Origin of the sequence: Thermosulfurimonas sp. (genome assembly GCF_015491435.1) — a bacterium.
Classification (GTDB): Bacteria; Desulfobacterota; Thermodesulfobacteria; order Thermodesulfobacteriales; family Thermodesulfobacteriaceae; genus Thermosulfurimonas_A.
In genome coordinates, this window is record NZ_WFVX01000124.1 from 1 (window position 1) to 16,791 (window position 16,791).

The 16,791-nt window shown below is 57.4% G+C and carries 15 protein-coding genes and 1 pseudogene; 15 read left to right on the plus strand and 1 reads right to left on the minus strand.

Annotation, left to right across the window (positions count from 1 at the left end):
* The 15 genes and pseudogenes from F8J34_RS05630 to F8J34_RS05695 all read left to right on the plus strand — a co-directional run.
* On the plus strand, positions 1 to 259 hold a 259-nt coding region (locus F8J34_RS05630; protein ID WP_297057032.1), incomplete at its 5' end, for a DUF4258 domain-containing protein.
* A complete protein-coding gene (locus F8J34_RS05635; RefSeq protein ID WP_297057033.1) occupies positions 241 to 489 on the plus strand; it encodes a DUF2283 domain-containing protein in 249 nt (82 codons plus the stop codon). The genes F8J34_RS05630 and F8J34_RS05635, both read left to right, overlap by 19 nt.
* A 45-nt stretch (positions 490 to 534) precedes the next feature.
* A complete protein-coding gene (locus tag F8J34_RS05640) occupies positions 535 to 750 on the plus strand; it encodes a hypothetical protein (protein ID WP_297057034.1) in 216 nt (71 codons plus the stop codon).
* Positions 751 to 759: 9 nt separating this feature from the next.
* Positions 760 to 978 (plus strand): type II toxin-antitoxin system HicB family antitoxin, encoded by a 219-nt coding sequence (locus F8J34_RS05645; protein ID WP_297057035.1) that lies wholly within the window; start codon positions 760 to 762, stop codon positions 976 to 978.
* Positions 971 to 1,182 (plus strand): annotated as a pseudogene (locus F8J34_RS09790) (type II toxin-antitoxin system HicA family toxin). Before F8J34_RS05645 ends, F8J34_RS09790 begins: the two are co-directional and overlap by 8 nt.
* A 78-nt stretch (positions 1,183 to 1,260) precedes the next feature.
* Entirely contained in the window at positions 1,261 to 4,002 is a 2,742-nt protein-coding gene (gene secA / locus F8J34_RS05650; RefSeq protein WP_297057037.1) for a preprotein translocase subunit SecA, read from the plus strand.
* 119 nt (positions 4,003 to 4,121) lie between these two features.
* On the plus strand, positions 4,122 to 6,062 hold the full coding sequence (locus tag F8J34_RS05655; RefSeq protein ID WP_297057038.1) for a methyl-accepting chemotaxis protein: 1,941 nt from the start codon (positions 4,122 to 4,124) through the stop codon (positions 6,060 to 6,062).
* A gap of 42 nt (positions 6,063 to 6,104) precedes the next feature.
* A complete protein-coding gene (locus F8J34_RS05660; protein ID WP_297057040.1) occupies positions 6,105 to 8,675 on the plus strand; it encodes a bifunctional diguanylate cyclase/phosphodiesterase in 2,571 nt (856 codons plus the stop codon).
* A 55-nt stretch (positions 8,676 to 8,730) separates the two neighbouring features.
* Positions 8,731 to 9,042 carry a 50S ribosomal protein L21 gene (rplU, locus tag F8J34_RS05665; RefSeq protein WP_297057042.1) on the plus strand — a complete coding sequence of 104 codons (312 nt, stop codon included), beginning with the start codon at positions 8,731 to 8,733 and terminating at the stop codon, positions 9,040 to 9,042.
* Between the two features lie 10 nt (positions 9,043 to 9,052).
* The gene (gene rpmA / locus F8J34_RS05670; RefSeq protein WP_297057044.1) at positions 9,053 to 9,322 is read left to right on the plus strand and encodes a 50S ribosomal protein L27; all 270 of its coding nucleotides are present in this window, start codon (positions 9,053 to 9,055) and stop codon (positions 9,320 to 9,322) included.
* Between the two features lie 60 nt (positions 9,323 to 9,382).
* Positions 9,383 to 12,850 carry a transcription-repair coupling factor gene (gene mfd / locus F8J34_RS05675; RefSeq protein ID WP_297057046.1) on the plus strand — a complete coding sequence of 1,156 codons (3,468 nt, stop codon included), beginning with the start codon at positions 9,383 to 9,385 and terminating at the stop codon, positions 12,848 to 12,850.
* 31 nt (positions 12,851 to 12,881) lie between these two features.
* A complete protein-coding gene (locus tag F8J34_RS05680; protein ID WP_297057048.1) occupies positions 12,882 to 13,802 on the plus strand; it encodes a SurA N-terminal domain-containing protein in 921 nt (306 codons plus the stop codon).
* On the plus strand, positions 13,802 to 14,170 hold the full coding sequence (locus F8J34_RS05685; protein ID WP_297057050.1) for a helix-turn-helix domain-containing protein: 369 nt from the start codon (positions 13,802 to 13,804) through the stop codon (positions 14,168 to 14,170). Before F8J34_RS05680 ends, F8J34_RS05685 begins: the two co-directional genes overlap by 1 nt.
* 1 nt (position 14,171) lies before the next feature.
* A complete protein-coding gene (gene recO / locus F8J34_RS05690; RefSeq protein WP_297057053.1) occupies positions 14,172 to 14,909 on the plus strand; it encodes a DNA repair protein RecO in 738 nt (245 codons plus the stop codon).
* Positions 14,906 to 15,577 carry a TIGR00730 family Rossman fold protein gene (locus tag F8J34_RS05695; RefSeq protein ID WP_297057054.1) on the plus strand — a complete coding sequence of 224 codons (672 nt, stop codon included), beginning with the start codon at positions 14,906 to 14,908 and terminating at the stop codon, positions 15,575 to 15,577. The genes recO and F8J34_RS05695 overlap by 4 nt, the downstream gene beginning before the upstream one ends.
* Here the strand turns inward: F8J34_RS05695 and F8J34_RS05700 are convergent.
* Positions 15,574 to 16,791: ATP-binding protein (locus tag F8J34_RS05700; RefSeq protein ID WP_297057056.1), on the minus strand; the 1,218-nt coding region annotated here is incomplete at its 5' end. The two genes, F8J34_RS05695 and F8J34_RS05700, sit on opposite strands and share 4 nt — an antisense overlap.

The window sequence follows — 16,791 nt, forward strand, 5'->3', positions numbered from 1 at the left end:
CCTTAAAATAGAACATCGCAAGATTAACCCTTCAAAAATAGAAGAAGTCCTTCTTAAGCCGGAATATATCTTTTACGATCTTCATACTCAATCCATGGTGGCTATAAAAGAAATTGAACTTTACGGAAACAAGATCCACTTGGTGGTCGTGTTTACCATAGAGGAAAAAGGCGTAAAAATTGTTACTGTATATCCGTGTCGCAAAATAGATGGTGAAATTGCCTCTAAGGAGGGAAAAAGGTGGCTGCGTCTGAAATAAAATTCTGGCATGATCCCGAAACGGATATTTTTTACCTGAGTCTTTCCGATACTCCCGCGGTGGATTCGGAGGAAGTTGCAGAAAACATAAGAATAGAGTACGGTCCAGGTGGAGAAATTGTAGGGCTGGAAATTCATCGTCTATCCCAACTTCTTGCCCGCTCCTTGATGCAACACCTTGAAAAATTGCGCCACCAAATCCATAGAGACCTCGACCTTTCCGGGGCGTAAGGTTGGAGTAAAATTTATCGTGATTCCTTTTAAGGGAGTGTATCCATGGTGGTTCTGGAAGAAATTCTAAGGAAAATACAGATTGAAGAAGATAAGGCCGTTCTTCCGGTGGAGGTGTTGGAAGATCTGCTGGAGGAGATCTTTTATTCTCCAGAGGAGGAAACCCGAAGTATTCTTGCGGATGAAAAGATGCGGGAGGCCATAGAAAAGTTTGAAAGCGGAAAAGCACGATATTATTCGCTTAAAGAAGCAATGAGTTGAGGTGTAGAGATGAAGGTTACAGTGATAATAGAAAAAGACGAATTTGGATACTATGCTTATTGTCCAGAATTAAAAGGTTGTCATACACAGGGAGACGCTTTAGATGAGGTTTTAAAAAATATTAAAGAAGCTGTAGAACTTTATTTAGAAACCTTAAACGAAGAAGAAAGAAAAATTTTGTTAAACAAAGAAATTCTAACTACTTCTTTAGAGGTACAGATTGCCTAAACTACCAAGACTGACTGCTGTTGAAGCTGAAAGATTACTATTACAAGCAGGGTTTAAATTAATTAGGAGCAAAGGAAGCCATAGAATTTATATAAAGAAAATAAACGTTTTGTTTTGCCTTTTCATAGTGGCAAAATATTGCATCCCAAAATTGTAAAGCAATTATTTGAGATTATTGGTGAAGAAAAAGAAAGTTTGATCTAAAAAACTCTCCGGCGGACCCATCGTCGGGCCGTTGGGGTTGGGAGAAAGGTACCGGAAAGATATATACCGGAGATAGCCATGGGACTTTTTACCAAGATTGCGGCCAAGATCGTGGGGACCAAAAACGAGCGGGAGCTGAAGAAGCTCCGGCCCATCGTGGAGCGCATCAATGCGCTGGAGCCCGAGATGCGCAGGCTCAAGGATCACGAGCTTGCGGCCAAGACCGCGGAGTTCAAGGAACGGCTCTCCCGCGGGGCCACGCTGGATGATCTTCTTCCCGAGGCCTTTGCCGTGGTGCGGGAGGCCGCCCGAAGGGTCCTCGGGATGCGGCACTTCGACGTTCAGCTCATGGGCGGGATCGTCCTTCACCAGGGAAAGATCGCCGAGATGAAGACCGGCGAGGGTAAGACCCTGGTGGCCACCCTTCCGGCCTATCTCAATGCCCTTACCGGGCGCGGGGTGCACATCGTCACCGTGAACGATTATCTCGCCCGGCGGGATGCCGAATGGATGGGGGCCATCTATCGTTTCCTGGGGCTTTCCGTAGGGGTTATCGTCTCCGGCATGGAGGATCCCGAACGCAAGAAGGCCTACGCCTGTGACATCACCTACGGCACCAATAACGAGTTCGGCTTCGATTATCTGCGCGACAACATGAAGTATTCCCTTGAGGACATGGTGCAGCGTGATCACTACTACGCCATCGTGGATGAGGTGGACTCCATTCTTATTGACGAGGCCCGGACCCCGCTCATCATCTCCGGCCCCTCGGAGGAGTCCACCGAGATCTACTACGAGATCGACAAGCTGGTACGCAACCTCAAGAAGGATAAACACTTCACCATTGAGGAGAAGACCAGGACGGTGGTGCTTACCGAGGAAGGGGTGGCCGAGGTGGAGCGGCTCCTCGGGATCCCCAATCTTTACGATCCGCGGCACGTGAACCTGGTGCATCACATCCATCAGGCCCTGCGGGCGCACCATCTCTTTCACCGGGATGTGGACTATATCGTTAAGGACGGCCAGGTGATCATCGTGGATGAGTTTACCGGGCGGCTCATGCCCGGGCGCCGCTGGTCCGACGGGCTGCACCAGGCCATCGAGGCCAAGGAAGGGGTGCGGATCGAGTCCGAGAACCAGACCCTGGCCTCCATCACCTTCCAGAACTACTTTCGCATGTACGAAAAGCTCGCCGGCATGACTGGCACCGCGGAGACCGAGGCCGCGGAGTTCAAGGAGATCTATAACCTTGACGTGGTGGTCATCCCCACCAACAAACCCATGATTCGCATCGATTACCCGGATGTGGTCTATCGCACCGAGCGGGAGAAGTTTGAGGCCGTGGTGCGGGAGATCGAGGAGCTTTACCGGAAGGGGCGCCCGGTGCTGGTGGGGACCACGAGCATAGAAAAGAGCGAGCGGCTCTCGAAGATGCTCAAGCGCAAAAAGATCCCGCACCAGGTGCTAAACGCCAAGTATCATGAGCGCGAGGCGGCCATCATCGCCCAGGCCGGACGCCCCCACGCGGTAACCATCGCCACCAACATGGCCGGCCGCGGGGTGGACATCCTCCTTGGGGGAAATCCCGAGGGGCTGGCCAAGGAGGAGCTTGAGCGTGAGGGCTATGATCTTTCCCAGATTGACGAGCGGGCCTGGCACGAGGCCCTTTCCATGGCCCGGGAGGGGCGCGACCCCACGGAAAAGTATCCCGAGCGCTGGGCCGAGGTCCTCTACGAGAAGGTCCGTCAGTGTCAGGCCGACTACGAAAAGGTGAAGGCCCTCGGCGGGCTTCACATCATCGGGACCGAGCGCCACGAGTCCCGGCGCATCGACAACCAGTTGCGCGGCCGGGCCGGGCGCCAGGGCGATCCCGGATCCTCCCGCTTTTACCTCTCCCTTGAAGACGAACTTCTGCGTCTTTTCGGCTCGGAAAAGATCAAGGGCCTCATGGACAAGCTCGGCATGGAGGAGGGCGAGCCCATTGAACATCCCTGGCTCTCCAAGGCCATAGAGCAGGCCCAGAAGAAGGTCGAGGCCCAGCACTTCGAGATCCGGAAGCACCTCCTGGAATACGACGATGTGATGAATCTCCAGCGGGAGACCATTTACCGGCAGCGCCGGGAGATCCTTTCCGCGGAATCGGTGAGAGACTGGATCGAGGACATGATCCGGGATGTATGCGAGGGGATCGTGGAGGAATTCCGGGAGGAAAAGCCCCCCGCGGAATGGGATCTTAAGGGGCTTTCCGAGCGTTTCCGGGCGGTCTTCGGTTTTGCCCCGGATCTTTCGGAGGTCCCGGAGGACGCCGAGGCCCTGGCGGAAAAACTCTCCGAAGAGGCCCTATCCTTCTATCGCCGCAAGGAGGAAGAGACCGGGCCGGAGCTTCTGCGGTATCTGGAAAAGATGTTCCTCCTTCAGACCATTGATGCCCTCTGGAAGGATCACCTCCTCACCATGGACCATCTGCGCGAGAGTGTGGGGCTTCGGGGCTACGGGCAGAAGGATCCTCTTCAGGAATACAAGCGCGAGGCCTACGAGCTTTTTGAGGATCTTTTAAATCGTATCCGGGAGCAGACTCTGGCTTATCTCTTCCGGGTGCAGGTGGTGCGGGAAGAGGAAGTTCAGCGCATGGAGGAGGAGCGGCGTCGTCGGAGGATGCGCCTGCGCTACGGGCGGGGCGAGGAGGCCGCGGAGTCCGAGCGTCCCCGCCAGGAACCCATCCGCCGGCAGAAGATCGGGCGCAACGACCCCTGCCCCTGCGGAAGCGGAAAGAAATACAAGAAGTGTTGCGGCCGGCGCGAGGCCGTAGCCGCGGCCTAGAAATCCCGTATCCTCCAGCCCGAAAAAGATAAATCCCCCTTGATTTTCCTGGATAAAAAGATACAAAAGGTACAGAGGCAAAAATATATTCCGAGACTAGACTTTTAAGGAGGAAAACTATGCGGCTCTTTTCCCTGCGCAGGCTTTTACTGCTGGGGCTGGGTATCCTCTTTCTCCTGCAACTCTTTTCCCTGGGGGCGGTGTGGTATCTCTTTCGCTATCAGGACGATCTGGTGCGGCTGGTTAACCTGGCCGGACGTCAGCGAATGCTCACCCAGAGGATGACCAAGGAACTTTATGAATTCGTACGCAACCCTTCTTCCCGGAACGCGGAACGACTGGAGGAGTCCATAGCCCTCTACGAGCGCAATCTCCGGATGGTGCAGAGGGATCCGTTGGTGCAGAAGGAGAAGGCCGCCCAGGAGGCCCTGAGGAGGAATCTGGCCCTCTGGAATCGGTTTAAGGGGGAGCTCCGGGTGCTGGAAAAACTTTCCCCGCAGGATCCTTCCTTTGAGGAACACCTGCGTTTTATACGCGAGAATAACGAACGCCTCCTTAAGGCCTCGGATCAGGTGGTCAAGGTGATCGAGGGGGTGGCCCAGCGGAGCAAGCGTTATCTCGAATCGGCCCTGATGGTGGCTATGGTGGTTTTCGTGGCCCTGTTGATCGCCATCTTCCTTTTCACCCGGAGGACCATCATTCGTCCCCTTTCGGAGATCACCGAGGTCTTTCGACATCTGGGAGCCGGGGATCTGCGGGTAGAGATCCCCCGGGCCAGGCTTGAGGAAGTACGGGTTCTGGCCGAGGCCGCCCGGGGGCTTTCCAATTTCATCTCCCGCACCCTTCAGGCAGTTAAGGTGCAGAGCGAGCTTCAGGAGGTCTCCGAAGGGGTGGTCCGTAGCTCCGGAGAAAGTCTGAGCTCCGGGGCGGAGGAACTGCAGCGTTTTTCCGAGGATATCGCCCGGGCCATAGTGAGCACCCGGGAATCGGTGGAGGAAGTTACCCGGGCGGCCCAGGAACTCAACCAGGCCATAAACGAGATTTCCCAGAGTGTGAGTCGCACCGCGCAGGCCACCGGTGAGGCCCGGGAAAAGGCGGAACTTACCGATCAGGTGGTGAAATCCCTGGGGGACCAGGCCCGGGAGATCGGGAGCATCGTGGAGGTGATCCGGACCATCGCCGATCAGACCAATCTCCTGGCCTTAAACGCTACCATCGAGGCGGCCCGAGCCGGGGAGGCCGGCAAGGGCTTTGCCGTGGTGGCCAACGAGGTCAAGGAACTGGCCCGCCAGACCGCCGAGGCCACGGAGCGTATCACCGAGACCATCCGGAGAATCCAGGAGGGCGTGGAACAGGCGGTATCAGCCACGGACGAGATTACCCGTACCGTGGTGGAACTCAACGAACACGCCAACACTATCGCCAGCGCGGTGGAGGAACAGACGGCGGTGGTCTCCCAGATCTCGGGGAGTCTGGAACGGGTGGTCTCCGAGGTGGAAGGGCTGTCGCAGCAGTCGGAGCGTCTTACCGGCACCGCAGCCACCTTCTCGGATTTGAGCACCGAGCTCAACTTTACCCTCAAGGGGGTTAAGGAGAGCGTGGAGGAACTGGAGAGAATAAACCAGCTCTTTCAGGTAAAGGAAGGCGGTCTGGAGATAAAGGGGCTACCCTGCGCTCTGGCCCTTCAGGAGGCGGTGCTCGCCCATATCATGTGGCGCTGTCGGGTGATCGAGGCCGTGCTCAAGAACGAAGTTCCACAGGTGGAAAGGGACCCCACCCGCTGCTACCTAGGGAGGGTGCTGGCGGTCTGGCGTCCCCGCGATCCGGAGATAGCGGCCCTGGTGGAAAGGGTCCAGGATCCGCACCGAAAGCTCCACAGTCTGGTCGATGAGTACGAACAATTCCTGCGGGAATGCGGGGCCGGCTGCGCCATGGAGAGGAGATTGCAGTGGCTGGAAGAAAAACTCTATCCGGTCTTTGCCGAGGTGATCGGTCTTCTCTTTGAGGTCCTGGAGCGCTGCCGCCGAAAATATATTGCCGGGGAGGACGAAATCATTTAAAGTTTCAAATCTATAGAAAAATCGGGCCCACGGAGATTTGGTTTGACGGCGCCTTCCGAGACGGAAGAAGGTAATCGTATCTTTATTTCCAAGAGACTTTCCTGTTTTCTGGTCTTTGTGGCCTTCTGTGGTGCCCTGATAGGCTCGGTCCTGATCAGTGTCTCCCTTTATCTGGAAATGAAAAAAGGCCTGGAGACCGTGGCCCTGCAGAATGCCTATACCGTCTCCGAGACCATCTTTAACAGCCTTTATCAGCTTATGCGCAAAGGGGTCAAGTCCTCGGAGCTCCTGGAAATAATCCGGATCTTTGAAAGCCTGAATCAGAACAATCAGGTAAAGATCTATCTCTTTACTCCCCGTTCCATGCAGCATCTTAATGGCCTTCCGAAGGTGAGAAGGGCTTTCACGCAGGGAAAAGAATGGAGACAGCTGGAAGAAAGCCGTCTTTTTCTGGTCAAGCCCATCGTGGCCAAATACGAATGCATAGCCTGCCATACCGAGGCCAAGTCCGGGGATATCCTGGGAGTCATTCAGATTGAATACGACCTGGAGAGCGAATTCAGTTACATAAAACGGAAGATCCTGGTTATCCTGGGGTTGCTCTTCGTTTTTCCCCTGCTGGTGGCTGCCCTGATAAGTTATGTGCTTCGCACCAAGATAAGTAAAAAGATCGAGGGCCTCCACCGCGAACTGGAACGCATTCGCAAGGTCTCGGATCTTTCCGAACTGAACATCGAAAGGATCGACTTCAGCTTCCAGGAATTCAATTCCATAAGAGACGAGGTGGCTTATTTCGTGGATCGAGTGCGAAAGATCGCTATAGACAAAGATATTCTTGAATTCCAAATGAAATTTCTCGAAAACTTTGTTATTACTTCCGAAGCGGTTATAGATTGGGAGTATATAGTAATAAATGCTCTGGATGGTATTTCGGACAAGATATGTTTTACCTTCTTTTTTGTGATCTTCAGGGAGGAGGGGGAGGATTTTTACGCCTATATTTTCTGGAACACCAGGGTGCACGGGGATTGTCAGCGGAGGGTGGAGGAATTGATCGAGAAACATTTGCGGTCATCCGGGGCCTGGGAGAAGGAAGCGGGCATTACTTATATCCACCGGGAGGTGGAAACCAAACGCTCCCCGGAGAAACGTCCCGTGGAGGACCTGGAGGCCTATACCCGGGTCCTGGTGCTGGAGAAGCCTCTGATAGGCGGAGCGCTGGGATTGGGGATGAATCTCCTGGATGTCCAGAGCGAGATCAAGGGGCTGGCGGTGCAGAGTGTGCTTCCCACGCTGCTCAATATTGTGGGCTCAGCCAAGGCCATCCACAAGTACACCAAGGAGCTGGAATACTACGCCACCCGCGATCCCCTTACCGAGCTTTACAATCAGCGGGTCCTCTGGGAGTTGTTGGATTACGAAGTGGAGAGGGCCCGGAGACATAATTATAAATTTGCCTTTCTAATCGTGGATATAGACAATTTCAAGTTGATCAACGATGCCTACGGCCATGAGTTTGGCGATCAGATGCTCAAGGGGATCGCCGGTATCCTTCGGGACATGTTCCGGAAGGAGGATCTGGTGGCCCGTTACGGGGGCGATGAGTTTGCCATGGTTCTGCCCTATGCCGGCGAGGAACAGGCCTACTCGGTGGCCCTGCGTCTTCTCAAGAATATCGAAGAATTCTCCCTGGTTTCTCCGGAGGGGCGAAAGGTCAAGGCCACGGCTTCCATCGGGATCGCTGTTTTTCCGGACCATGCCCGGGATGCCAAGCAGCTTTTCCTTATCGCGGACAACATGCTTTACAAGGCCAAGAGGGAGGGCAAGAACAAGGTGGCCCTTCCCAGTCCGGAGGATCTGTCCCTTATCGCCGAGGAGGTCCTGAAGAAGAGCTCCATCCTCTCCACCGCGGTGGAAGAGAAGAGGGTCTTGCCCTACTTCCAGCCCATAGTGGATGTGCATACCCTGGAGGCCCGGGCCTACGAGGTGCTTATGCGTATTGAACAACCCGATGGTCGGATTCTCCCGGCCCGGGAGTTTATCCATATCGCCGAGACCAGTGGTCTTCTCCAGCGGATGGATCTCACCCTGCTGGAGAATGCGGTTCGAAAGATCTCCGCCGAATCCACCGAGGTGGAATTTTTCTTCAATCTATCGCCCAAGTCCCTGGTGCTTCCCTCCTTTATCGAGGAGGTGCGGCATATCCTGCGTAAATATGATGTCCCTCCGCACAGAATCGTTTTCGAACTTACGGAGCGAGAAACAGTAAAGAATCTAAAAATTTTGCGTGATTTTGTACGTAAGCTTAAAAAAGACGGCTTTAAATTTGCAGTGGATGATTTTGGTTCCGGTTTTTCTTCCTTTACCTATATTAAACATTTTCCCATAGATTATCTTAAGATCGAGGGGGATTTTATCCGTTCCATGGCCAGGAACAAGGTGGATCTGGCCCTGGTGCAGAGTGCGGTGACCCTGGCCCGGACCCTGGATATTAAGACCATCGCCGAATTCGTGGAGGATGAGGAAATCTTTCGCAAGGTCAGGGAGGTAGGGATCGATCTGGCGCAGGGATACTATCTGGGGAAACCCCGGAGGGAGATCGGCGGGCCTTGACAATCCGCTGAAGAGACATAAAAATGCAGCGGATTTCGCGGAAGGAGGGGTCGTGGTGTTTGCGGTGATCAAGACGGGTGGAAAACAGTACAAGGTGGCTCCGGGTGAGGTCCTTCGGGTGGAAAAACTTCTGGGGGAGCCGGGGGATACGGTAGAGCTTTCCGAGGTGCTTTTGGTGGCCGGCGAGGGAGAGCCCCGGGTGGGAACGCCTCTGGTAGAGGGAGCCCGGGTGAAGGCCACCATCCTGGAGCAGGGCAGGAGCAAGAAGATCATTGTCTTTAAGAAGAAACGGCGTAAAAATTATAAACGCAAGCGCGGGCACCGGCAGTACTACACCGTGCTCCGTATCGAAGAGATTGTGGGGTAGGAGGTAAGTTATGGCCCATAAGAAATCCGGTGGGGCCTCGAGAAACGGGCGCGACAGTCACAGCAAGCGCCTGGGGGTTAAGCGTTACGACGGTCAGGTGGTCAGGGCCGGAAACATCCTGGTGCGCCAGCGGGGGACCAGGATTCGTCCCGGGGTGAACGTGGGTATGGGACGCGATTTTACCCTGTTTGCCAAGATCGATGGGGTGGTGAAATTCGAGTCCCGGGGCGGACATCGGGTGGTTAGTGTGTATCCCCTGGCGGAAAGCCGGGCCCTTTAGTTTCGATTCGGCGGTGTTGGAAGGGTTTTATTTCTCCGGGCCGAAGGTGTGGGTTAGGCGGTGCAGATATGGCCGGAGACGGGTGGTGAATCTCCGGAGCTCGGGGCAGCCCGAGAGCGGGGGGTTAGATCCCTACTCTCACGGCTCCAGGAGAGTCTGCGGGGCGAGGGGCCGGTGCTCCGGCTGGGTGGACTCCGGCCGGTCTCCCTGGCCCTGCTCCTATCCCGCTTAACCCTTCCCCAGACCCTCCTCCTTCTTTTTCCCGAAGATAAAGAAGCCCGGGCCTTTGTTCAGGCCTTCAGGGTCTTTTCCTCCTTAGAGATCAAGCTCTTTCCGGCACCGGAACACCCTCCCTTTGCCGAGGTCCTGCCCTCCCCGGAGGAGGAAGCTTCCCGGATGGAGGTCCTGGCGGATCTTCTTCTCGGAAGGCCCGGCCTGGTGGCCACCTCGGTGGAGGCCATCCTGCGACGGCTGCCTCCCCGCGGGGTCCTGCGCGAGGTCTATGAATATCTGGTTCCCGGGGAAGATTTCCCCCGGGAATCCCTTCTGGAAAAACTGGTGGGGCTGGGATACGAACGCTCCGGTGTGGTGCAACGGGTAGGGGAGTTGGCCGTAAGAGGGGGAGTAATCGATTTGTGGCCTCCGGGCTATGAGGGGCCGCTGCGGCTGGACTTTTTCGGGGATACGCTGGAGGAAATCCGGGTCTTTCATCCCCAGACCCAGCGCACCCTTCAGACCCTGGAGGAGGCCTATATCTTTCCGGTACGCGAGGTCTTCCTGAGCGGGAATGCGGAATCCGTCTATGAAAAACTGCGGCTCAGAGCCGAGAGCCGTCGCCGTCCCTCGGAGCTGGTGTTTCGCCTGCGGGAGGAGGTGGCCCGGCGTCAGTTCCTGGAACCGGGGGAATTCTGGTTGCCCCTGCTCTTTCCCTCCCTGGAGAGTCTGAGGGATTTTCTCCCGGCAGGGGTTCCGGTGGTCCTCTTTGAACCGGAGAGACTCCGGGAGAAGGTGTCCTTTTGCTGGGAGAGGATTCTGGCGGCGGCCCGCCGGATGGAAAGAAAACTCCTGGTGGAACCCGAGGAGGTCTTTCTTACCCCGGAGGAAACGGAGCGCATGTTCCGGGATTCGGTGAGGATGGAGGTGCGGGAACTGCCGGTGGCCGATTCCCTCGATCCGGGGTTGCGTCCGGCCTCGGTTCTGATCTCCCCGGATCTGCCCGCCCGGGGGCTCGAACGGGGGCTCGCCCTCCTTCGAAGGGTGCTGGAGGAGGGAGACCACCTGGTGCTGGTCCTCTCCGCCCCCACCTCGGCGGAACGCCTGGCTGAACTTCTGGTCCAGGAGGAGATCCTCAAGGAAGCGCCTCCGGTGTGCGAAGCCCCCCTGCGGGACTTTCGCTGGATCGTTCCGGTGGAGGTAGTGGTAGGGGATCTGCCCGAGGGGTTTTTCTGGCCGGAGATGACCCTGGTGGTTCTATCCGAGAGCGAACTCTTCGGGAAATCTCCGCGTACCGAGCGTCCCCGTCGGCTTCGGGCGGCGCTTCAGCTCGAGGAATTACGCCCCGGTGATTATGTGGTGCACCGGGAACATGGAATCGGCCTCTATCGGGGGCTGGTAAGGCTTGAGATCGGAGGGGTTCCCGGAGAATTCCTTCTGGTGGAATACGCCCAGGGCGACAAGCTCTATCTCCCGGTGGATCGTCTGGGGGAGATCCACCGGTATGTGGGGGTGGACGATCGTCCGCCCCGCCTGGATCGACTGGGGGGAAAGGCCTTTGCCCGGCGTAAGGAGAAGGTCAAGAAGGCCATCCAGGAGATCGCTCAGGAGCTGGTGGCCCTTTACGCCGCCCGTCGCGTGGCCCGGGGGCACGCCTTCTCTCCCCCGGATCTGGTTTTTCGGGAATTCGAGGCCACCTTTCCTTATCAGGAGACCCCGGATCAGGAAGCGGCTATCGCCGAGGTCCTTTCGGATATGCAGAGCCCCCGGCCCATGGACCGGCTGCTCGCCGGGGATGTGGGCTACGGGAAGACCGAGGTGGCCCTGCGGGCCGCTATGCTCGCCGTGCGTGACGGGAAACAGGTGGCGGTGCTGGTGCCTACCACGGTGCTCGCCGAGCAGCACTACCGGACCTTCTCCGAGCGTCTGGGGCCTTTCGGGGTAAGGGTGGGGATACTTTCCCGGCTCCGTCCCCAGGCGGAGCAACGGAAAACCCTGCGATCCCTGGCTTCCGGTGAGATCCAGGTGATCATCGGGACCCAGCGTCTCCTTTCCCCGGATGTGCGTTTCCGGGATCTGGGACTCCTGATCATCGATGAGGAACATCGATTCGGGGTACGACACAAGGAACGCCTCAAAGAACTCAAGAAGACCGTGGATGTACTGGCCCTTTCCGCCACTCCCATTCCCCGGACCCTGCAGATGTCCCTCCTGGGGATTCGGGATCTTTCGGTGATCGAAACCCCTCCCCCGGGGCGCCTTCCGGTAAAGACCGTGCTGGCCAAGATGGAGCCCGAAATCGTGCGCGAGGCTATTCAGCGAGAGCTTTCCCGGGGAGGCCAGGTCTTTTTCGTCTATCCCCGGGTGCGGGGGCTTTCGGCCCTGGCAAGCTGGGTGAAACGCCTGGTCCCCGAGGCCCGGGTGGCGGTGGCGCACGGTCAGATGCCCCCGCGGGAACTCGAGGAAGTCATGGCTCGTTTTGTGCGGCGGGAAATAGATGTCCTGGTCTGTACCACCATCATCGAAAGCGGACTGGATATCCCTTCGGCCAACACCATTATCGTCTGCCGGGCCGATCGTTTCGGGCTTTCGGAGATTTACCAGCTTCGGGGACGGGTGGGGCGCGGGAACGTGCAGGCCTACGCTTATCTTCTGGTCCCCTCCCTTACCGGGCTCACCGAGGAGGCCCGGAAGCGTCTTAAGGCCCTGCTGCAGTTTACCGAGCTGGGGTCCGGTTTCCGTCTGGCCCTGAGTGATCTCAAGATCCGGGGGGCCGGGAACCTGCTCGGAACCGCCCAGACCGGACATATCGCCGCGGTGGGCTATGATCTCTACCTGGAGATCCTGGAAAAGGCGGTGCGGGAACTCAAGGGCGAAAGGATCGAGGAGGTGCCGGAACCCGAGGTCAACCTGCGGATCCCCGCCTATTTCCCGGAGACCTACGTGCCGGACGTGGAACAGCGCCTGCACCTTTACCGCGAACTTTCCCTGGTGCGAACCGAGGAGGAGTTGGGCCGTTTCGAGGAGGCCCTGGAGGATCGTTTCGGGGATCCTCCCCCGGAGGCCCGTCATCTCCTGGATCTTACCCGTCTGAAAATCCTTCTTCGCCATCTGCGCGTTCTCAAACTGGAGGCCCGGGGAGAGGAGTTGGTCTTCCACCTCGGAGGACCGGAGGAGTTTTACCGCCGGGGTATCCGAGCCCTTTCCGAGGGATTTCGCTGGGTGCGCTATACCCGTAAAGGGCAGCTCCGGGTGCGGGTTCAGGGGCCGGTGCTGGCCGAAGCCCTGCGTGCGGCCCGGCTTCTCCGCGGTTAAAATCTAGGAGAAATCCTGCCGGAGGAAATCCATGCTCACTAAAAGAGGGCTTTTATGCTGGTGTCTGATGCTGCTGTTCTGGGGGACAGCCTGGGGCAAGATAGTGGACCGCATCGCTGCGGTGGTGAATAACGAGGTCATCACCCTTTCCGAGGTGGATGAGGCGGCCCTTCCCCTCTATCGGAAGTATCTGGCCGGGGTTAAGGACCCTCTGGAGGAACAGAAAATAGTACACCAGATCCGAAAGGAGGTGCTGGAAAGGCTCATCCAGGAGAAACTCATCGAACAGGCGGTTCGTAAGTATAAGATCCGGGTGAGCGACCAGGAAGTGGAGGCCTTCCTGCAGAGGGTTATAAAACGCCTGGGGGGCCGGGAGGCCTTCCGTCGTTTCCTTAAGGAGCAGGGGTTGACCCCGGAGGAATACCGCAAACAGATAAGGGAACAGCTGCGCAAGATGAAACTGATTCAGGTAAGTGTACAGGCCCGTATTGTAATTACCGATGAGGACGTGAAACGCTACTACCGGGAGCATTATCTCTCCAGTGAGGAGCGGATATATCATCTTGCCGCCATTGTTACTTCGGATGAGGGGCGCATCCGTCAGGCCTGGAAGGAGCTCCAGAAAGGGGGCGATTTTCTGGTGGTATCCCGCAAGTACACCGAAATTCCCGGAAGCGGAAAGGATCTGGGGCGTTTTAAGTTCAACGAACTGGCTCCGGAGATGCGCAAGGTCCTGTCCGGGGCCCGGCCCGGAGAGATTACTCCACCGGTGCGGGTGGGTAATCGGTGGTATATCCTCCGGGTCCTTTCGGTTAAGGCCCAGCCCACCAAGCCCCTGGCCGAGGTTCAGGAGGAGATCCGTCAGAAGCTCTATCAACAAGCCCTTGACGAATATTTCCAAAAGTGGATAAAAGAGCTTAAAGAACAGACTTTCATTAAGGTATTTATTTAATGTCTTCCGGAACGGGATTGGGTGCTTATTTACGCGAGATAAGGGAACGTCAGGGGCTCTCCTTGCCGGAAATTGCCGCTGAGACCAAGATCAGTTGCCGTTTCCTGGAAGCCATCGAGGAGGAACGCTGGGAGGAACTACCCGGGGAGGTCTATATCGTGGGGTATCTTCGGGCCTATGCCGAGGCGGTGGGGCTGGATCCCGGTGATGTTCTGGCCCGTTATCGGGAAGTGCGTCCCCAGAAGGGCCGGGATACTCTGGGGCCTACCCGGGGAGAAGTTTCCTCCTCCCGCAAGCTCTGGTGGGTGGTTGCGGTTCTGGGGGTTTTACTGGTTTTAGCGCTGATTTTTTATTTCTGGAAATTCTGAGGTGCTCAAGCCTTTTGAGGCCCTGGTCCTTTCGGTGCAGGAGATCTCCGAAAGCGATCTCTGGATACAGTTCATCTCCGGGGAGAAAGGACGTTTTGCGGCTGTGGCCAAGGGGGCCCGGCGGAGCCGGCGCCGGTTTGTGAACAAACTGGAACCCGGACATCTTCTGCGGGTCTATCTGCGTCCCCCCCGGCGGGGGCTGGCCCCTATCCTTGAGGCCGCGGATCTTCTTTGGGCTCCGGAAACCCTGCGCACCCATCCCCGAGCCTTTGTGCTGGCCTCCTATTTCCTGGAGCTGTGCGAACGGTCTTCTCCTCCGGCCGAGGGACGGGAGATCTTTCCCCTTCTGCGGGAGGCCCTGGAGACCCTGGATCGAACCCCGGAGATCCCGGGTCTCAAGGCCTATTTCGAATATCGTCTGCTTACGCTCCTGGGCTGGGCCCCGGAAATGGAGGTCTGTCTGGTCTGTGAGAGGACCCTGGCCGAAAGGGTGTATTTCTCTTTCCGGCGCGGAGGGGCGGTCTGTGCGGAATGTGCCCGGGAGGAGGATCAGCCTCTGTCCGGGCCGGTGCGGGGGCTCCTGCGTTCCTGGAGACGTCTTTCCCCGGAGGCCCTGAGCCGGGTGGTACTTTCCCGGGATCTCTGGCGGGAAGCGGAGAAGCTTCTGGAGAACTTCTTGCTCCGGGTGCTGGATCAGGATATAAAAACCCTCAAAGTCTGGCGGGAGTTCCGGGAATGAGAGAGGAGTTAGACGAAAAACAATACGTATTAAACGGTCTGGCCGCCCGGGAATCCTGGCGGCTTTTCAAAATCATGGCCGAGTTTGTGGAGGGGTTCGAGGAGCTTCCCCGGGTCTATCCGGCGGTAACCATCTTCGGCTCCACCCGGGTTCGCCCCGGGGACCCCTGTTACGAGAAAGCCGAGGAGATCGCCCGGGAACTGGTCCGTGCGGGTTTCTCCGTAATCACCGGCGGAGGCCCCGGGGTTATGGAGGCCGCCAACAAGGGGGCCGCCGAGGCCGGAGGCTGGTCCGTGGGCATCAACATCCGGCTTCCCCTGGAACAGGAGCCCAATCCCTATGCCAACCTGAAGCTGGAGGTGCGCTACTTTTTCGTGCGCAAGGTGCTCATGGCCAAGTATGCGGTGGCCTTTGTGTTCCTTCCCGGGGGTTACGGTACCCTGGACGAACTCTTTGAGGTGATCACCCTGGTTCAGACCCGCAAGATTCGTCCGGTTCCGGTGGTGCTGGTGGGGCGCGAATACTGGCAGGGACTGGTGGAGTGGCTGCGAAACACGGTCCTTTCCGGGGGAAAGATCTCCGAGTCGGATCTCGCCCTGTTCACCGTGCTCGACGATCCCGGGGAGGTGGTGAACTATATCCGGGAGCACCTTTCCCTACGGGACTAGACTGAAGGGAAATACAGGCGAAAGAGGGTCCCCCGACCGGGGAAGCTTTCCACCTCGATGCGTCCTTTAAGGGCCCTTACCGATCCCGAGACTACCGAGAGCCCCAGCCCGGCTCCCAGCTCCTTGGTGGTGAAAAAGGGATCGAAGATATGGGGGAGATCCTCCTCCGGGATGCCCCTTCCGGTGTCTTTTATCTCCAGGCAGACTTCCCGGTCCTTACGATAGGCCTTCATCCGGAGTTCTCCTCCCCGGGGCATGGCTTCGCGGGCGTTGGCCACCAGGGGAAGAAGGATCTGGAGCAATATCTCTTCATTGCCCCTGAGGAGAAGGGGTTCGGGGGGAACTTCCACATACAGTTTGATCCGCTTTCCAGCGGAACTGCGCAGCAAGGGTTCCGCTCTTTTCAGGAATTCGGAAAGATTCAGGGTTTGTTCGGGTTCTACCCTCTGGCCGGAGAAGGAGAGGAGTTTACGGATGATCTCCGCTCCCCGGTGGCAGGCCTGGAGGATGCGCTGAATATGGGAAGATAGGCGGTGTTCCTGACCCAGATCCAGAAGCACCAGCTCGCTGAGGCCCTGGATGACCATAAGGAGGTTATTGAATTGATGGGCCAGTCCGCCGGCCACCCGGCACAGGGCCTCCCTTTTCCTGGCCTCCTGGAGTTGTAATTCCATCTGCTTGCGCGGGGTAATATCCCGATAAAATTCCACCCGTCCTCCGGCATAGAGTCCTTTATGGATGGGATGGCTGAAGCCCTCCAGCCAGCGTCCCGGGAGGGACCCTTGAGGAGAAAGATATATCTCCCGGCTCCCTCCCTCCTCTCCAGGGCCTGTCTTCCCATCCAGAAGGGTGGTTCGATCCTTCCCCAGGATCTGGTCTCGAGGAAGGCCGAAGAGGACCTCGGTGCCCTGATTGGCCCAGATCACCCTGGAAGTTCCGTCAAGGATGAGGATTCCCAGCCTGGGGGTATCCAGGGCCTCGAGCAAAGATTCGAGTTCTCTGCGGGTTTGCCGTTCTTCCTCTATCTGAGGAGTGATGTCCACCAGGATCTCCGCGATGCCCCGCAGGTGTCCCCGGGTGTCGTACACCGGGGAGGCCAGGATTTTTTCGTAACGCTGGATTTCCTCATGGCGGTGGCGATGGATACATACCCGGGGTTGTCCGGTGGCCAGGATGCTCCTCAGGGGACATTCCCCGGGGCAGGGTTCTTCGAG

Coding starts and splice junctions, on each gene's coding strand:
- F8J34_RS05695 (WP_297057054.1), top strand. CDS start 14,906: ATGAGAGAGGAGTTAGACGAAAAACAATACGTATTAAACGGTCTGGCC.
- F8J34_RS05645 (WP_297057035.1), top strand. CDS start 760: ATGAAGGTTACAGTGATAATAGAAAAAGACGAATTTGGATACTATGCT.
- F8J34_RS05685 (WP_297057050.1), top strand. CDS start 13,802: ATGTCTTCCGGAACGGGATTGGGTGCTTATTTACGCGAGATAAGGGAA.
- F8J34_RS05640 (WP_297057034.1), top strand. CDS start 535: ATGGTGGTTCTGGAAGAAATTCTAAGGAAAATACAGATTGAAGAAGAT.
- rpmA (WP_297057044.1), top strand. CDS start 9,053: ATGGCCCATAAGAAATCCGGTGGGGCCTCGAGAAACGGGCGCGACAGT.
- secA (WP_297057037.1), top strand. CDS start 1,261: ATGGGACTTTTTACCAAGATTGCGGCCAAGATCGTGGGGACCAAAAAC.
- F8J34_RS05655 (WP_297057038.1), top strand. CDS start 4,122: ATGCGGCTCTTTTCCCTGCGCAGGCTTTTACTGCTGGGGCTGGGTATC.
- F8J34_RS05680 (WP_297057048.1), top strand. CDS start 12,882: ATGCTCACTAAAAGAGGGCTTTTATGCTGGTGTCTGATGCTGCTGTTC.